A 16769-nucleotide genomic window follows, 5' to 3' on the forward strand; every position below is an offset into this window, starting at 1 on the left:
GCTCCAAGCCGGTGACCGATTTCGGAGCCAGGAAGGGGATCGGTTTAAATATAAAGCATGTTTTCTCGCCTTGTTGTTATGTCTTGGCATCACCGAGCGTTCGTTCTTAACCCTGGTCACCTCCGGCCACTGGCAGGACGGTCCCGGTGATGTAGCTCGCCTCGTCCGAGGCCAGGAACAGGATGGCCGAGGCCTGCTCGTCCAGGGTGCCGTAGCGGTGCATCAGGCTGGCGTCGAGGGTCTGGTCGATGTGCGCCTGGAACCAGGCCTTTTCCTGCTCGGTTTTCGCTTCCGGCGTGCCGCGGGAAATCCGGCGCGGCGGTGCTTCGGTGCCACCCGGTGCGGTGGCCACCACCCGGATACCGGCATCGGCATACTCAAACGCCAGCGACGCGGTGATGGCATTCACGCCGCCCTTGGCCGCCGAATACGGAATCCGGTGGATGCCCCGGGTCGCGGCGGAGGAGACGTTCACGATGACCCCGCCCTGCTGGTCCACCATCGTCGGCAACACCGCCCGGCAGCACCAGAGCGTCGGCATGAGTGAGCGGGTGATCTCGGCACTGATTTCCGCGTCGGTAAACTCGTTGAAGGGCTTGAAGTTGATGGCCCCGCCCACGTTGTTCACCAGTACATCGATCCGACCGAAATGGGACAGGGCCTTGTCGACCACGCCGTTGGCGCCGTCCCAGACTTCCAGGTCGGCCTGCAGGGCAATGGCGTCACCGCCCTTTTCCACCAGCTCGGCGGCCAGTTCGTGGACCAGATCGGAGCGGTCTACCAGCGCCAGGCGGCCGCCTTCCTCCGCGGCGCGCTCGGCCACCCGCCGCCCGATACCCTGGGCGGCGCCGGTGATCAGCAGCACCTTGTCGGCAAATCGCGGGTTCATGCCACCTTCTCCTTGACCGCGTCCGTCGCCAGGCTGGGCGTGAACTTCTCGTAGTGGAACGCGTTGGGCGTGATGCCCTGCTCGCGGAAGTAGGTGCGCACGGCGTCCACCATCGGCGGCGGCCCGCACAGGTACACGTCCACGTCGCCGTCATTCATGGGCGCGTCGTCCATGTGGTTGGTGACGTAGCCCTTGTTCGGATGGTCGCTGTCGTCGCTGGAAATCACGGTCTTGAAGGTGAAATTCTCCAGCGCTTCGGCGAACTGTTCCAGCGCCTCGACACAGACCAGGTCCTCGTCGTTGCTGACGCCATAGACCAGATGGACCGGCTGGCTGTTGCAGCCGTTGGCCTTCATGTGCTCCAGCTTCGACAGGATCGGCGCCAGTCCGGTGCCGCCCGCCAGCATCAGGATCGGGCGCTCGATCGGACGCAGGTAGAAGCTGCCCATCGGGCCGGTCAGGGTCAGCTTGTCGCCGGCCCGGGCCTTGCCCACCAGGTAGGTGCTCATCAGCCCGCCCGGCACGTTGCGGATCAGGAAACTGAGGTCCCGGCTGCCCGGCTGGGAACTGAAGGAGTAGGCGCGCGTCTCCTCGGAGCCCGGCACCTGGATGTTCACGTACTGCCCCGGCAGGAAGGCGATGTCGTCGCCCGCCGTAATCTTGAGTTCGATGGCGGTGGCGGAGATCAGGTTCACCTCGGCCACAGTGCCTTCGACGGTGGCGTTGCCGGTCTTACACAGGGTGGAGGCCGCCGGCACTTCCACCACGCAGTCGCTGGAGGGCACCATCTGGCAGGTCAGGACCATGCCCTGCTCGGCTTCGTCGTCGGTCAGTGCGTCGTCGATGTATTCATCGCCCAGATCGTACTGGCCCTGACGGCAGGTGCCCTTGCAGGTGCCGCAGACCCCGTCGGAGCAGTCCATCGGCAGGTTGATCTGCGCACGGTAGGCGGCGTCCAGCACGGTCTCCCCCTCGTTGCAGGAAACGAACCGGGTGACGCCGTCTTCGAAATTGAGTGCGATGTTGTAACTCATGATGTTGCCCTCCCCATCCATCAGCGCTGGTCCGCCACCTCAAAGGTGGTAGACGTCCAGCACCTGATGGATGCAATCGTTGATCAGAACAATGCGCTTCTCACGGATCAGCGGCTGCTCGCCGGTGATGTCCAGGGTGTAGAAGGATGTTCCGTAGTATTCGGCGGATTGCTTGTAGCGATAGGCCTTGGTCAGCCAGTTGAAGCGCAGCGTCACCTCGTTGTCGTCCTGGGACAGGATCTCCAGGTTGCTGGTGAAGTGCGTGGTGCGCGGCTCCGGCAGGGAGCTGGCGCCCGAACGCTCGGTCTTCAGCCGGTAGACCCGGTCTTCCAGGCCATCCTTGTTGGGGTAATAGATCAGTGAGATCTCGGTCTGCGGATCCTCGGTCAGCTCGTCGTCGTCATCCCAGGCCGGCATCCAGTAGGTGACGTCCGGGTGATAGCACTCAAGCCACTTGTCCCACTCGCGATCGTCCAGGAAGCGGGCTTCGCGGATGATGAACTGTTCGATGTCGTGATAGCTCAGGCTCATGCCGCACCCTCCTTTTCTTCACGTTCCGATTCAGTCGTCGGGATAAAGCGCACCTTTTCGGCAGCAATCGCCCGGGCCATCTCGTCCTGCCAGTGCTGGTGATGGTTGACGTAGAGGCCTTCGTCTTCCGGCTTGGCGCCGCTCATGATCGGTTTCATGTCGATCTGGTTGGCGTGCTCGTCGGGGCCGTCGATCCAGTGCGCTGCGCCGCGGCTCATGTCGTTCCAGCGCATGCCCCGGGCTTCGTAGCCGCTCTGGCAGCCGCGGAACTCTTCCAGGTCATCGGGCGTGCCCATGCCGGACACGTTGAAGAAGTCCTCATACTGACGGATGCGCTTGGCCCGCAGCTCGGCCGGCTCGTTCTTCGGCGCGAAGGCATAGATGGTGATCTCGGTCTTGTTGACGTCGATCGGCCGCGCGACCCGGATCTGGGTGGAGAACTGGTCCATCAGGTACACGTTCGGGTACAGGCACAGGTTCTTGGTGGTTCGCACGATGGAATCCGCGCGGGCCTCGCCGTAGGTCTTTTGCAGGCGCTCCAGCTGGCTGAAGATGGGCCGTACTTCCGGGTTCAACAGGCGGGTCCACAGCATCATGTGGCCGTTCTCGAAGGAATAAAAACCGCCCTCGGCCGACCAGCTCTTGGCGTCCACCGCCTCGGTGCCGCCCTTCTCGTAGTTGCGCTGGCCCATGGTGGACAGGTAGTTCCAGTGCACGGTGCTGACGTGGTAGCCGTCGGCGCCGTTCTCGGCGGTCAGCTTCCAGTTGCCCTCGTAGGTGTAGGTGGAGTTGCCGCGCAGGACCTCCAGACCGTCCTCGGACTGGTCGACGATGTTGTCGATGATCTTCGTGGTTTCACCCAAGTACTCATCCAGCGGGACGACATCCGCGTTCAGACTGCCGAACAGGAAGCCGCGATAGTTCTCGAACTTCGGCATCTGCTTCAGGTCGTGGGAACCCTCGGTGTTGAACTGCGCCGGGTAACCGCCCTTCTTCTGATCCTTGGCCTTGAGCAGCTTGCCGTCGTTGCGGAAGGTCCAGCCGTGGAACGGGCAGGTGAAGGACGTCTTGTTGCCCCGCTTCTTGCGGCACAGCGTGGCGCCGCGGTGGGAACAGGTGTTGAGAATCGCCTTCAGCTCGCCGTCTTTCGTCCGGGTGATGATCACCGGCTGACGACCCACGGTGACGGTGAAGTAATCGCCGGGCTCTGGAATCTGGCTCTCGTGCGCCAGGTAGACCCAGTTGCCCTCGAAGACGTACTTCATTTCCAGTTCGAACAGCTCCCGATCGGTAAAGATAGCCCGGTCGCACTGGTAGCGGCCGGTGTCCGGATCGGCGACGACCGCGTTGTTGACGGTCTTTGCGAGTTGGTCGAGTTTTGTTGTCATGTCCTCTCTCCTTTTCGCCTTTTTTCGGCGTGAGAGTCCCCGGCCAGCCCTGTCTGGGACAGGCCGGATCACTAAAGCACGGAAGCGTTGGAATTAAGCCGGGCGCTCAGTCCTCAGCTCAGGCGGATTCACCTTCCAGCGCGCGCTGGCGGGGGTGGCGTTCCTGCTGGTCGGTGGCCTCCGTCGACAGCAGCTGCACGTCGAACACCAGCTTGTTGAACGGGCCGTTCAGCCCGTACTGCTCGGCCTCGGCAGGATCGTCGATGCGATGGGCCTCAACGACCAGGTCGTCACGCGTGGCGAAGGCAAAATCGTCGTAGGTGTATTCATCGCCGGCCAGGTTGATCTGCGTCGTGAGGTGGCGGTAACCCGGTGCGGAGATGAAGTAGTGGATGTGCGCCGGTCGACGACCGTGTCGGCCAAGCAGGTTCAGCAGCGTCTGGGTCGACCCTTCCGGCGGACAGCCGTAACCGGACGGAATAATGGTGCGGGCGGTGTAGCGGCCATCGGCATCGGTGCGGATACGACGACGCAGGTTGTATTCGCTCTGCGACGGGTCGAAGTAGGAATAGCCGCCCTTGCTGTCGGCGTGCCAGATATCCACCATCGCGTTGGCAATCGGCTGGTCATTCTCGTCCGTCACCCGACCGGTGATGATGGCGGTTTCGGCATCCGTGTCCGTGCCGTCGTCCATCCGCGCAAAGCCGTCACTGATTGGCGCGCCGGCGACGTACAGCGGACCTTCGATCGTGCGCGGAGTCCCTCCGGTGAGGCCGGCCTCGGCATCCTCAGCGTCCATGCGGATATCCAGGTAATGATCCATGCCCAGACCCGGCGCCAGCAACGGGGCTTCGCCATTCTGACCCAAGCTATTGATGTAGTAGACCGCGCTCCAGAATTCCTCGGGCGTCACGTCGAAGTCTTCGACAATCTGAAAGATGTCGTGCATCAGGCGATGGACGATTTGCTTCACGCGCTCGTTGCCGCCGTCATTATCCAGGCCAGCAACCTTCTTGAGCAGCGCCTGGACTTCTGGGGTATGCATCGTTTTGACAGTCATTGCGTATTCCTCCGGTGTTGGTCTTGTTCTTGTCACTCTCATCAGAAAGCAGTGGTTATGGATGGCAACCGATTCCGCGGCCGCCGTGATCTGTCATTCCCTGGCTTATCGGTCGTCCTCGTGAATGGACGACGGGTGCCGGCACAGCGGCGCCACCGAGATGTCCATGTAGGGGAACAGCGGCAGGCTGCTCACCAGGTCGTGCAATTCCGCGTTATCCGCCACGTCGAAGATGCTGACGTTGGCGTAGGTGCCGCTGACCCGCCACAGGTGACGCCACTTGCCCTGCTGCTGCAGCTCCTGGGCATAGGCTTTTTCCCGCGCCTTGATGTCGGCGGCGACTTCGGCCGGCATGTCCGCCGGCAGATTGACCTTCATTTCAACTTTGAACAGCATGGAAACTCCTTGCGTAACGGGGTTCAGACCGCCGCTCACTTACGGCGGTAGTGCTCAAGCTTGTCTTCGTCGATGGCGATGCCCAGGCCCGGGCCGTCCGGCAGCTCGACCCCGTTATCGCGGTAGTTCAGCGGCGTAACGACAATGTCGTCCTTCATCAGCAGCGGGCCGAACATTTCTGTGCCCCAGTGCAGCGTTTCCAGAGTCGACCAGGCGTGCAGCGACGCCGCGGTGCCGATCGTGCCCTCCAGCATGGTGCCGCCATAAAGACCAATACCCGCCGCCGAAGCGACCGCCGCCAACTCCAGTACCCGCGCCGGACCGCCGGACTTGGCAATCTTCAGGGCATAGGCGCCGCCGAATCCGGCCGCCGCCAGGTTGAAGCCGTCCGTCGCATCGGCCACCGCCTCATCCGCCAGGATGGGGAGATGGAACTTGTCGGACAGACGCACCAGCGAATCGAAATGTTTCATCGGCGTGGGCTGCTCGACCAGATCGATCCCCGCGGCCTGCAGTTCGGCCATGCCTTTGGCGGCTGTGGCTTCGTCCCAGGCCTGGTTGACGTCCACCCGGACACTGGCGCTGTCGCCCACTGCCTCCTTGATGGCCGCCACATGGCGCACGTCGTCCATCAGCGGACGGGATCCGATCTTGAGTTTGAAGTCGCAGTGGCGCTTGGCCTCGATCAGGTTCATGGCCTCATCGATGTCCTTGCCGGTATCGCCACTGGCCAGGGTCCAGAGCACCGGCATGTGCGTGTGCACGGCGCCGCCCAGCAGTTCGGCAAGCGGCCGCTGCAGACGTTTGCCCTGCAGGTCCAGTAACGCCGTTTCGATCGCCGACTTGGCCAGGGTGTTGCCACGGATGACACGTCCCAGCCTTACCTTTAAGGTATTAATATTGTCCGCCGGTTGATTTATGAGCAGCGGCGCCACGTAGTGATCAATGGTCAGTTTGACGCTTTCCGGACTTTCCGGACCGTAAGCCAGGCCGCCGATGGTGGTCGCCTCGCCCAGGCCTTCGATGCCATCGGAATCCGTCACGCGAACGATGACCATGGTCTGAACCCCCATGGTTGTCATCGATAGCTTGTGGGGACGAATGGTCGGGATGTCGACCAGGATGGCTTCGATGGATTGAATGGTGGCGCTCATGGGGTCTCCGGATCGCGAACTGTTTAGCCGTGTTCAGTTCACGGTACGAAGTTTCACGGACTCGCACCAATATTGATTAAATAGCGAGCAATACCCTGGAGGTATGGATGGAGTTGAGACATCTGAGGTACTTCTGCGTGGTTGCCGAAGAGCTCAACCTGACCCGCGCAGCGGAGCGGCTGTTTATCGCCCAGCCGCCGCTGACCCGTCAGGTCAAACAACTGGAGGAGGAAATCGGTGCGGTGCTGTTCAACCGCAAACCGAGGGGGCTGGAGCTGACGGAAGCCGGCCAGTACTTTCTGGACCAGGCGCGCCAGATCCTCGACAAGGTCGACGCCACCGTCGCGGACACGCGGCGCATCAGTCAGCACGGCAAAACCGTCTTTGCGATCGGCTTTGTGCCCTCCATCTTCTACGGCCAGTTGCCGCTGATGGTGCGCCGGCTGCGCAGGAACAAGAACCTGGAAATCGTGCTGCACGAGCTGAAGACCCGAGAGCAAATCGATGCCCTCAAGAGCGGCAAAATCGATCTGGGGTTCGGTCGCCTGCGGATCGACGACCCGGACGTGGAGCAGGAACTGCTGTTCAACGAGCCGATGATCGCCGCCTTACCCGCCTCACATCCGCTAGCGAAGAAGATGCCGTCCATGAAGGAGTTGGCGGACATTCCGCTAATCACGTTTCCGTCCGGGCCGGGCCCCAACTTCGCGGATATTACCCAGGGTCTTTTCCACCGGCGCGGTTTGAGGGTGAACGTGATTCAACAGGTGAACGACGTGCAGACGGCGCTATCGCTGGTCGCTTCGGATATGGGTTTTACGCTGGTGCCGGAACAGGTCCGCCGGCTGGGCCGGGAAGGCGTGGAATACGTGCCGCTGGATGACGACAGCATCACCAGCCCCGTTCTCGCCTCGCGGCGCAAGGGCGAGGACCCCAACGCGGTCATGCGCCTGGCGAACACCATTCTCCACGAACTGGTCGAGAACCGCCTGACCGGGCGCTATCCATAAGCCTGTTCGGTTAACGGGTGGTTTCGCGCACCCGTTCGGCCACCTGCTGCAGGCGGGGCAGATAGCTGTTGGTCAGCGTGTCCATGTCCACCCGGGCGGCGTTGGTACTGATGTTGATGGCGCCCAACAATTCTCCATCGCCGGCAAAAACGGGCACGGCGGCCGAACGCAGCCCCAGGTCCAGCTCCTGATCCACGATGCAGTAGCCCTGCTCCCGGCCTTGGAGAATGGCTTTTCTCAGGCCATCCACCGAATCGACCGAGGCCGGCGTGTGGCGATGCACCTCGACCTGGGCCAGGAACTGCTCCAGCTCGTCATCCGGCAACTGCGCCAGTAGGATCCGCCCCATGGACGTATAGGCCGCCGGCAGACGCGTACCCACTGACAGACTGATCGCCATTAGCCGGTGTCGGGCCGCCGAACGCACCACATAAACCACATCCTGACCGTCCAGCACGGCCAGCGACGATGACTCCCCGAGATCAGCCGTAATGTCCTCCAGGTACTGCTGGATGACGGCCCGATAGCGGTTCGACGCCTGATAGGCATAGCCCAGCTGCAACACCCGCGGCGTCAGCTCGAAGTAGCGACCGTTGCGCCGCACGTAGCCCAGGGCGTGCAGGGTCAGCAGGAACCGGCGCGCCTTGGCCCGATCCATATCCGCACGCGCGGCCACTTCACTGAGGGTCATGCGCTGATGCTCGGCGTCGAACGACTGCAGTACGGTGAGCCCAGAGGCCAGGGCCCCGACGTAATCCCGATCGCCCGGCTTCAGTGTCTTGTCTTCCATTCCTGCTCCTGTTGGGGTGCCGCCACACGGTGGTCTGCGACCGAATGGTAGCAGCTTGTTCGTTCTGCGAACACTCGTTCTCAAAGCGGTTGTTCAAACTTTGCACTTGACGAAAGTAAATCCTTCACGTCATTATGTTCGCATATTAAACTTATATTCGTATTGCGAACAAACAACACCAAGTGCCAGAGGAGAATTGCCATGGCCGAATTTCTCTCTCTTAAAGAGGCGGTCAGCCGCCACATCAACGATGGCGATACCGTCGCCATGGAAGGGTTTACCCACCTGATTCCCTTTGCTGCGGGACACGAGATCATCCGCCAGGAGAAGCGTGACCTGACGCTGATCCGCATGACGCCGGACCTGGTATACGACCAGATGATCGGCGCCGGCTGCGCGAAGAAGCTGATTTTCTCATGGGGCGGCAACCCGGGTGTCGGCTCCCTGCACCGCCTGCGGGACGCCGTCGAACGCGGCTGGCCGAACCAGCTCGAAATCCTCGAACACAGCCACGCCGCCATGGCCTGTGCCTATGAAGCCGGCGCTGCGGGCCTGCCGTTGGCCGTCCTGCGCGGCTATATCGGCAGCGACCTGCCCAAGGTCAACGACCAGATCAAGTTCATCGAGTGCCCGTTTACCGGTGAGAAACTGGCGGCCGTCCCGTCCGTGCGCCCGGACGTGTCCGTGATTCACGCCCAGCGCGCCGACCGTAAAGGCAACGTCCTGGTGGAAGGCATCATCGGCATCCAGAAGGAGGCCGTACTGGCCGCCAAGCGCAGCATTGTGACCGTCGAGGAAGTGGTGGATGACCTGGGCGCGTCCGTGAACGCCTGCGTGCTGCCGTCCTGGGCGATCACGGCCATTGCCGAAGCGCCGAAAGGGGCCAAGCCGTCCTACGCGCTGGGCTACTACGACCGCGATAACGCCTTCTATAAGGAATGGGACGGAATCGCCCGCGACCGCGACGCCTTCCAGGCGTGGCTGAACGAGAATGTCTTCGAGAACGGAGGTGCCTGAGATGAGCCTGGAATTCACTTCGTCTGAAATGATGAGCGTGACCGCTGCGCGGGCGCTGAACAACGACATGACCTGCTTCGTCGGGATTGGTCTGCCCAGCGAGGCCGCCAACCTGGCGCGCCTGACCCACGCACCGGACGTCACCCTGATCTACGAATCCGGCACGCTGCAAACCAAGCCGGAGGTACTGCCGCTGTCCATCGGTGACGGCGAATTGTGCGAATCCGCCTTGACCACCGTGTCCGTACCGGAGATGTTCCGCTACTGGCTGCAGGGCGGCAAAGTCAGCGTCGGCTTCCTCGGCACCGCCCAGATCGACCGCTACGCCAACATCAACACCACCCTGATCGGCGACTACCGCGAACCGAAGGTCCGCCTGCCCGGCGGTGGCGGTGCCCCGGAAATCGGCACCAATGCCCATGAAGTGTTCATCACCGTGAAGCACTCCAAGCGCACCTTCGTGAAGGATGTGGACTTCATCACCACCGTCGGCTTTGGCCGGGACGGCAAGGCGCGGGACAATGTGCCCAACATTGGTCGCGGCCCGACCGTGGTGATCACGGACCTGTGCATTCTCAAGCCGGATCCGGAGACCAAGGAACTGGTGGTCACTTCCCTGCACCCGGGCGTCACCCGTGAGCAGGTGATCGAGGCCACCGGCTGGGAGATCCGCTTTGCCGACCAGGTGGACACCACGCCGGAGCCGTCTGCGAAGGAACTCGAGGTGCTGCGCGATCTCAAGGCCCGCACCAACGCCCACCATGCCGGCCAACAGTGAGGTGAATCATGACTGACGTCTATCTCTGCCATCCCCGCCGTTCGGCCGTCGGCCGTTTCGGTGGCACCCTCGCCAGCGTGCGTCCCGACGACCTGGCGGCTCACATTTTCAAGGCCGTCCTGGCCGAAGCGCCGGAGCTGGATCCGGCCGCCATCGATGAAGTCATTATGGGCTGCGCCAACCAGGCCGGTGAAGACAACCGCAACGTCGCGCGCATGTCCGCCCTGCTGGCGGGCCTGCCCACGTCCGTGCCCGGCACCACCCTGAACCGCCTGTGCGGCTCGGGCATGGACGCCGTCGGCACCGCATTCCGCGCCATCCGCGCCGGCGAGATGGACCTGGTCCTGGCCGGCGGTGTGGAATCCATGTCCCGCGCGCCCTATGTGCTGGGCAAGGCGGACAGCGCCTTTGCCCGTGGCCAGACCATCGAGGACACCACCATCGGCTGGCGTTTCGTGAACCCGCTGATGAAGCAGCAGTATGGCATCGATTCCATGCCGGAAACCGCTGAGAACGTGGCGGAACAATACAACGTCTCCCGCGAGGATCAGGATCTGTTTGCCGTTCGCTCCCAGGAGAAAGCGGAAGCCGCCCGGGAAGCCGGTCGCCTGGCCGAGGAAATCGTGCCGGTCAGCATCCCGCGCCGCAAGCAGGAGCCGCTGGTTTTCGACACCGACGAGCATCCCCGCGCCGGCACCACCGTGGAAAAGCTGGCGAGGCTGCCCACACCGTTCCGTGAGAATGGCTCGGTGACCGCCGGTAACGCCTCCGGCGTGAACGACGGCGCCGCGGCCATGCTGGTGGCCAGCGAGGCGGCTGTGAAGGCCCACGGCCTCAAGCCGATGGCCCGCATCCTGGGCATGGCCACCGCCGGTGTGGAACCGCTCGTGATGGGCATCGGCCCGGTCCCGGCGACCCGGAAGTTGCTCAAGCGCCTGGGCATGACCGTCGACCAGCTCGACGTGATCGAACTGAACGAGGCGTTCGCGGCCCAGGGTCTGGCGGTCCTGCGTGAACTGGGCATCGCCGATGACGACGCCCGCGTGAATCCGAACGGCGGCGCCATCGCACTGGGCCATCCGCTGGGCATGTCCGGCGCGCGCATCCTGCAATCCGCCGCCCACGAACTGCAGCGCAGCGGTGGCCGCTACGCCCTGTGCACCATGTGCGTCGGCGTCGGCCAGGGCATCGCCACGCTGATCGAACGGGTCTGATCGACAGGAGGAACCATGGCCTTTCTGGAACACGATGGACGGACGATTCACTACCGGTTGCTTGGGGCAGCTGATAAGCCGCTACTAGTGCTGGCCCACCCGCTGGGCATGACCCAGGCGGTCTGGGACGACCTGTTGCCCGGCCTATTACCGCGCTTCCGGGTACTGACCTGGGACCTGCCGGGCCATGGCGGCAGCGCTGCCGCGAGCCCGGAATGTGATGCCATCATGCCCGAGGATCTGGCACAGGAAACGCTCGCCCTGGTGGGCGCCGCCGACGCGGAACCGTTTCATTTCGTGGGAACGTCCATCGGCGGCGTTATCGGCCAGCAGTTGCTGAGTCGCTACCCGGAAGTGTTGCTGTCCGTGATGCTGACCAATACCGGCCCGGTTATCGGCACGCCCGATGCCTGGAAAACCCGCGCATCGGATGTCCGCAGCAAAGGGCTGCCGGCAATGGCCGAGGGCATCGTCCCGCGCTGGTTCGGCCCGCTGGCCGCGGCCGAACAGCCGGCCCTGCTGGATGGCTGGAAAGTCCTGATGGGCCGGGGCGACGCGCACAGCTATGCCCTGCTGTGCGACATGCTTGGCCAGGCCGATTTCCGCGGTGCCTTTGGGGATCGCGACGTGCCGGTCACCCTGGTGGGCGGCAGTGACGACATGGCCACGCCGCCTGCGGCGCTGGAAGCCCTGGCCGACGCCATCGGCGGTCCGGCCCCGCAAATCCTCGACCGGGTTGGCCACGTGCCGTCCGTCGAAAGCCCGCAGCAACTGTTGTCATTGATTGAGCAACACCTTTCTTCCTGATTGTGCCCCTGGCCCGTCGACACCTCGACGGGCCCTTTTTTTGTTTCCCTGTCCGCCCGCCATTCGCACCCCTGATTCCCCGGTGACTTTTCGCTAGACTCAGCATGCAATGGTCTTGGCGCTCACGGCGCCGAACTCGCCCGCCAATAATAAAAAGGACACTCACGCCATGCCCTCATCCGCCGTCACGATCGAAGAAAACGGCCCGGTCTGCACCATCATCCTGAATCGGCCCGGGAAAAAGAACGCGGTCGACCGTCCCACCGCCGATGCCCTGCGTGAGGCTTTCACCTATTTCGAGGCAAGTGATGCGCTGCGGGTTGCCGTGCTTTGGGGCGATGGCGGGACTTTCTGCGCGGGTGCCGATCTTTCCGCAATGGGCGATCCCGCGACCCGCAACGAGATCGAGCCGGAAGGTACTGGACCAGGGCCGATGGGACCAACGCGCATGAATTTGAGCAAGCCGGTGATTGCCGCGGTCTCAGGGCACGCGGTAGCCGGCGGGCTGGAACTGGCCCTGATGTGCGACATGCGGGTGGCGGAGGAATCCGCGGTGTTCGGCGTGTTCTGCCGTCGCTGGGGCGTGCCGCTGATCGACGGCGGGACAGTGCGCTTGCCGCGACTGATCGGCCAGTCCCGTGCGCTCGACATAATCCTGACCGGTCGCCCTGTCGGCGCGGATGAAGCGCTGCAAATGGGATTGGCCAACCGCGTCGTGCCGGACGGCGACAGCCGGCAGGCGGCGGAGCAACTGGCCGCCGACATCGCCCAATTCCCGCAGCGCTGCCTGCAGGCGGATCGGGCGTCCGCCTACGCGCAATGGGATCTCACGCTGGAGGAAGCGCTGAAACAGGAAGGGGTCGGGGGCTACCCGGTGGTGTTCGAGGAAGCGATCAAGGGCGCCGACCGGTTTGCCAAAGGGGCCGGCCGGCACGGGCGGTTCGACGACTGACCCGGGGATTACTCGGGCTCGCCCTCACTCAACACCCAGTCCCGGAACAGGCGGACGGCCTCGTTATCGCGACGATGATCCGGCAGCACGAAATGGTAACCGCCCTGACTCTGGAAGCTGTGGGACACCGGTACAATCAGCTGCCCGGCCTCCAGCTCCCGCTCAATCAGGAAGGGCGGAATGAGCGCGATGCCCATGCCATGGGCAGCCGCTTCCGCCAGCATCGTGAACAGCTCATAGCGCTGCCCGGACATATCCCGCTCGACCCGCATGTCCAGTGACCGGAACCAGTGCCGCCAGGCATAGGGTCGCGTGGTCTGCTGCAATAGCGGGTAGTCGAGGATCTCCTCGTAGGTGAGTTCGGTTCTGGGTCCGATCAGGTCCGGACTGCACACCGGCACCGGCCGCTCCCGCATGAACACGGTGGTCTCGGTACCCGACCACTCACCGTCCCCGAAGTAGATCGCCGCATCGAACGGCGTATCCGAGAACAGGAAGGGCCGCGTCTTGTTGGTCATGTTGACCGTAATGTTCGGGTGCAGCGCCTTGAAACGGCGTAACCGGGGAATCAGCCAGCGGGTGCCGAAGGTGGGCACCACTGCCAGCTCCAACGCGTTTTCCGTGCCATGATTCCCCATAACGGACAGGGTATCGCGCTCGATCTCATTGAGGCGCTGTGCGACCAGACGATGGTAGTTGTGGCCCGCCTCGGTGAGCCGAACTCCCTGCCGGCCGCGCCGGAACAACTTGACGCCCAGGAACTCCTCGAGCGAGGCAATCTGGCGGCAGATGGCACTCTGGGTCAGCGACAGCTCCTCGGCCGCTTCCGTAAAGCTGACGTGGCGCGCCGCGGCTTCGAAGCCCATCAGGACGGTGGTACTGGGGACCTTGCGACGCATGGCGCTCTCCGGATAGGGTCAGGGCAGCAATTTTATGAAGTGAGTTTTATGCACAACGAAATGAAATATTATCGTTTGAGCCCGACGTTGTCGATTCACTAGTATGGCCACACATCAATAATATCGCGCGCTCCCGCATCACAAGAGATACCGCCAACTACACGACATGTGAGGTAAACGAACAATGAGCAGCCCCAACGCTGAATTTGACTGGTTGAGCCCCCTCCTGCTGGACAGCCAGCTTGAGGAAGAGGAACGCATGGTGCGGGATACCGCCCACAACTATGCGCAGGACAAACTGGCCCCGCGCGTCCTGGAAGCATTCCGCCACGAAAAAACCGATCCGGCGATTTTCCGTGAAATGGGCGAACTGGGCCTGTTGGGCGCCACCATTCCCGAAGAGTACGGCGGCGCTGGCCTCAACTACGTGTCCTACGGCTTGATCGCACGGGAAGTGGAACGGGTCGATTCAGGCTACCGCTCCATGATGAGCGTGCAGTCGTCCCTGGTGATGGTGCCGATCAACGAATTCGGTTCCGAAGAGCAGAAGCAGAAGTACCTGCCCAAGCTGGCCAGCGGCGAATGGATCGGCTGCTTCGGCCTGACCGAGCCGAACCACGGCTCCGACCCCGGCAGCATGGAAACCCGCGCCAGGAAAGTGGACGGCGGCTACAAGCTGAGCGGCAGCAAGATCTGGATCACCAACAGCCCGATCGCCGACGTGTTCGTGGTCTGGGGCAAGACCGAAGACGGCAAGATCCGCGGCTTTATCCTGGAAAAAGGCATGAAAGGCCTGAGCGCGCCGGCCATCCACGGCAAGGTCAGCCTGCGCGCCTCCATCACCGGCGAGATCGTGATGGATGAAGTGTTCGTGCCGGAAGAGAACATGTTCCCGGAAGTGACCGGCCTGCGCGGCCCGTTCACCTGCCTGAACTCCGCTCGCTACGGCATCGCCTGGGGCGCCCTGGGCGCCGCTGAATTCTGCTGGACCGCCGCACGTCAGTACGTGCTGGACCGCAAACAGTTTGGTCGCCCCCTGGCCGCCAACCAGCTGATCCAGAAGAAGCTGGCCGACATGCAGACGGAAATCACCCTCGGCCTGCAGGGCTGCCTGCGCCTGGGTCGTATGAAGGACGATCACACGGCCGCCGTGGAAATCACCTCGCTGATGAAGCGCAACTCTTGCGGCAAGGCGCTGGATATCGCCCGCACCGCCCGCGACATGCTGGGTGGCAACGGGGTCTCCGACGAGTACGGCGTGATCCGCCACATGGTGAACCTGGAAGCGGTCAACACCTACGAAGGCACGCACGACGTCCACGCCCTGATCCTGGGCCGCGCCCAGACCGGCATCCAGGCGTTTACCGGCTAAACCGTCCCTGCCCGCGCCCTACGGCGCGGGCTATTCCTTGACGCGTCACCAGGGAACCACCATGTCTGCACCCTCGTCTTCAGGCCCGCTGAGCCACCTGACCGTCCTCGACCTGAGCCGCATCCTGGCCGGCCCCTGGACCACGCAGATCCTGGCCGATCTCGGCGCCCGGGTGATCAAGGTGGAAAGCCCGGCCGGTGACGATACCCGTCGCTGGGGCCCACCGTTCCTCACCCGCGAAACGGACGACGGCCAGACCGAAAACGCCGACGCCGCCTACTTCACCTGCTGCAACCGCAACAAGGAGTCGGTCTGCGTCGATTTCTCCAAACCGGAGGGCGCCGAACTGATCCGCACGCTGGCCAAGTCCGCGGATATTCTGGTGGAGAACTTCAAGGTGGGCGGCCTGAAGAAGTACGGCCTCGATTACGACAGCCTGCGAGCCATCAACCCGCGACTGGTCTACTGCTCCATCACCGGCTTCGGCCAGACAGGCCCCTACGCCAACCGCGCCGGGTACGATTTCCTGATCCAGGGCATGGGCGGACTCATGAGCATGACCGGCCTGCCCGAGACCGACGACCAGCCGGCGCAACCGGTCAAAACCGGCGTCGCCATCGTCGACGAGTTCACCGGCATGTACGCCGCCACCTCCATCCTCGCCGCCATCGCCAGTCGCGACCAGACCGGCGAAGGCCAGCACATCGACTGCTCGCTATTGGACTGCCAGGTCGCCATGCTCGCCAACCAGGGCGCCAACTGGCTGGTGGGAAAGCGCACACCGAAACCGATGGGCAACAACCACCCCAACCTGGTGCCCTATCGCGCCTACCCGGTGAAGGACGGCCACGTCATCATCGCCTGCGGGAACGACCGTCAGTTCCGCTCGCTGTGTCAGGCTCTCAGCCTCGACACTCTCGCCGATGATGCCCGTTACGCCACGAACGCCGCCCGGGTGGAGCATCGGGACATCCTGGAACCCGTCCTGGAGGCCCGACTGGCGGCCTTCACCCGGGACCAGATCATCGCCCGGCTCGAACAGGAAGCCGTCCCCTGCGGCCCCATCAACACCGTGCCGGAAGTGTTCGACGATCCACAGGTGAAAGCCCGCGAGATGGTCGTCCCGCTCACCCGGGCCGATGGCGCGACCATTCAGACAGTGGCTTTTCCCGCGAAATTCAGCACCACGCCGGCGCGCTACCATGCGGCACCGCCAGAACTGGGCGCCAACACACAAGCTTTGCTTCGTGACGATCTTCAGCTCGACGATCCGGCGATCGAAGCCCTCCGGCAGTCTGGCGTGGTGGCCTGAACCGTCACCCGCTGCCACTCAGCACTTCAACGACGCCCCTCCATTTGCAATACCTACCCCATTCGCGTCCCTCGAGGAATGCGACAAGCCTCCGTACGTAAGACCACGACCAAAATATAGGCACCTACTCTTGACGCTCCTCAGTGCATCGGCGATCATGTTCGTA

Annotated in this window: 17 protein-coding genes; 8 read left to right on the top strand and 9 right to left on the bottom strand. The window is 63.2% G+C overall.

Translation table 11 applies throughout. From position 1 onward, the window contains the following. Positions 1–106: 106 nt before the first annotated feature. From benD to JL474_RS20195, 7 genes are all read right to left on the bottom strand, one after another. Positions 107–889, bottom strand: coding sequence for a benzoate diol dehydrogenase BenD (gene benD, locus JL474_RS20165; RefSeq protein ID WP_203143682.1), 783 nt, complete (start codon positions 887–889; stop codon positions 107–109). Then, a complete protein-coding gene (gene benC, locus JL474_RS20170) occupies positions 886–1923 on the bottom strand; it encodes a benzoate 1,2-dioxygenase electron transfer component BenC (protein ID WP_203143683.1) in 1038 nt (345 codons plus the stop codon). Before benC ends, benD begins: the two co-directional genes overlap by 4 nt. A gap of 39 nt (positions 1924–1962) precedes the next feature. Further along, a complete protein-coding gene (gene benB / locus JL474_RS20175) occupies positions 1963–2454 on the bottom strand; it encodes a benzoate 1,2-dioxygenase small subunit (RefSeq protein WP_203143685.1) in 492 nt (163 codons plus the stop codon). Then, entirely contained in the window at positions 2451–3842 is a 1392-nt protein-coding gene (locus JL474_RS20180) for a Rieske 2Fe-2S domain-containing protein (RefSeq protein WP_203143687.1), read from the bottom strand. The genes benB and JL474_RS20180 overlap by 4 nt, the downstream gene beginning before the upstream one ends. Before the next feature lie 118 nt (positions 3843–3960). Beyond that, complete coding sequence (catA, locus tag JL474_RS20185) at positions 3961–4902, bottom strand: catechol 1,2-dioxygenase (RefSeq protein ID WP_203143689.1); 942 nt, start codon at positions 4900–4902, stop codon at positions 3961–3963. Positions 4903–5007: 105 nt separating this feature from the next. Then, the gene (catC, locus tag JL474_RS20190; RefSeq protein ID WP_203143691.1) at positions 5008–5298 is read right to left on the bottom strand and encodes a muconolactone Delta-isomerase; all 291 of its coding nucleotides are present in this window, start codon (positions 5296–5298) and stop codon (positions 5008–5010) included. A gap of 35 nt (positions 5299–5333) precedes the next feature. Continuing rightward, the gene (locus JL474_RS20195) at positions 5334–6452 is read right to left on the bottom strand and encodes a muconate/chloromuconate family cycloisomerase (RefSeq protein WP_203143693.1); all 1119 of its coding nucleotides are present in this window, start codon (positions 6450–6452) and stop codon (positions 5334–5336) included. Between the two features lie 107 nt (positions 6453–6559). On the opposite strand from JL474_RS20195, the gene JL474_RS20200 reads away from it, so the two are divergent. Further along, positions 6560–7462: a LysR family transcriptional regulator gene (locus tag JL474_RS20200; protein WP_203143695.1), complete on the top strand. Its 903-nt coding sequence runs from the start codon at positions 6560–6562 to the stop codon at positions 7460–7462. 10 nt (positions 7463–7472) lie between these two features. Here the strand turns inward: JL474_RS20200 and JL474_RS20205 are convergent, their stop codons facing one another. After that, positions 7473–8252: an IclR family transcriptional regulator domain-containing protein gene (locus JL474_RS20205; protein WP_203143697.1), complete on the bottom strand. Its 780-nt coding sequence runs from the start codon at positions 8250–8252 to the stop codon at positions 7473–7475. 201 nt (positions 8253–8453) lie between these two features. Between JL474_RS20205 and JL474_RS20210 the strand changes: the two genes are divergently transcribed. From JL474_RS20210 to JL474_RS20230, 5 genes are all read left to right on the top strand, one after another. Then, positions 8454–9269, top strand: coding sequence for a CoA transferase subunit A (locus tag JL474_RS20210; RefSeq protein ID WP_131479512.1), 816 nt, complete (start codon positions 8454–8456; stop codon positions 9267–9269). A gap of 7 nt (positions 9270–9276) precedes the next feature. Continuing rightward, positions 9277–10047: a CoA-transferase subunit beta gene (locus tag JL474_RS20215; RefSeq protein WP_203143775.1), complete on the top strand. Its 771-nt coding sequence runs from the start codon at positions 9277–9279 to the stop codon at positions 10045–10047. 8 nt (positions 10048–10055) lie between these two features. Continuing rightward, positions 10056–11261: a 3-oxoadipyl-CoA thiolase gene (gene pcaF, locus JL474_RS20220; protein WP_203143699.1), complete on the top strand. Its 1206-nt coding sequence runs from the start codon at positions 10056–10058 to the stop codon at positions 11259–11261. A 15-nt stretch (positions 11262–11276) separates the two neighbouring features. Next, the gene (locus JL474_RS20225; protein ID WP_203143700.1) at positions 11277–12068 is read left to right on the top strand and encodes an alpha/beta fold hydrolase; all 792 of its coding nucleotides are present in this window, start codon (positions 11277–11279) and stop codon (positions 12066–12068) included. A gap of 169 nt (positions 12069–12237) precedes the next feature. Further along, positions 12238–13020 carry a crotonase/enoyl-CoA hydratase family protein gene (locus JL474_RS20230; RefSeq protein ID WP_203143702.1) on the top strand — a complete coding sequence of 261 codons (783 nt, stop codon included), beginning with the start codon at positions 12238–12240 and terminating at the stop codon, positions 13018–13020. Between the two features lie 8 nt (positions 13021–13028). Here the strand turns inward: JL474_RS20230 and JL474_RS20235 are convergent, their stop codons facing one another. Continuing rightward, on the bottom strand, positions 13029–13919 hold the full coding sequence (locus JL474_RS20235; protein ID WP_203143704.1) for a LysR family transcriptional regulator: 891 nt from the start codon (positions 13917–13919) through the stop codon (positions 13029–13031). A gap of 184 nt (positions 13920–14103) precedes the next feature. On the opposite strand from JL474_RS20235, the gene JL474_RS20240 reads away from it, so the two are divergent. Together JL474_RS20240 and JL474_RS20245 are read left to right on the top strand one after the other, a co-directional pair. Next, entirely contained in the window at positions 14104–15291 is a 1188-nt protein-coding gene (locus JL474_RS20240) for an acyl-CoA dehydrogenase (protein ID WP_203143706.1), read from the top strand. A gap of 61 nt (positions 15292–15352) precedes the next feature. After that, on the top strand, positions 15353–16603 hold the full coding sequence (locus JL474_RS20245) for a CaiB/BaiF CoA transferase family protein (RefSeq protein ID WP_203143708.1): 1251 nt from the start codon (positions 15353–15355) through the stop codon (positions 16601–16603). Positions 16604–16769 lie beyond the last annotated feature (166 nt).

It is taken from the genome of Marinobacter mangrovi (genome assembly GCF_016798325.1).
GTDB lineage: Bacteria > Pseudomonadota > Gammaproteobacteria > Pseudomonadales > Oleiphilaceae > Marinobacter_A > Marinobacter_A mangrovi.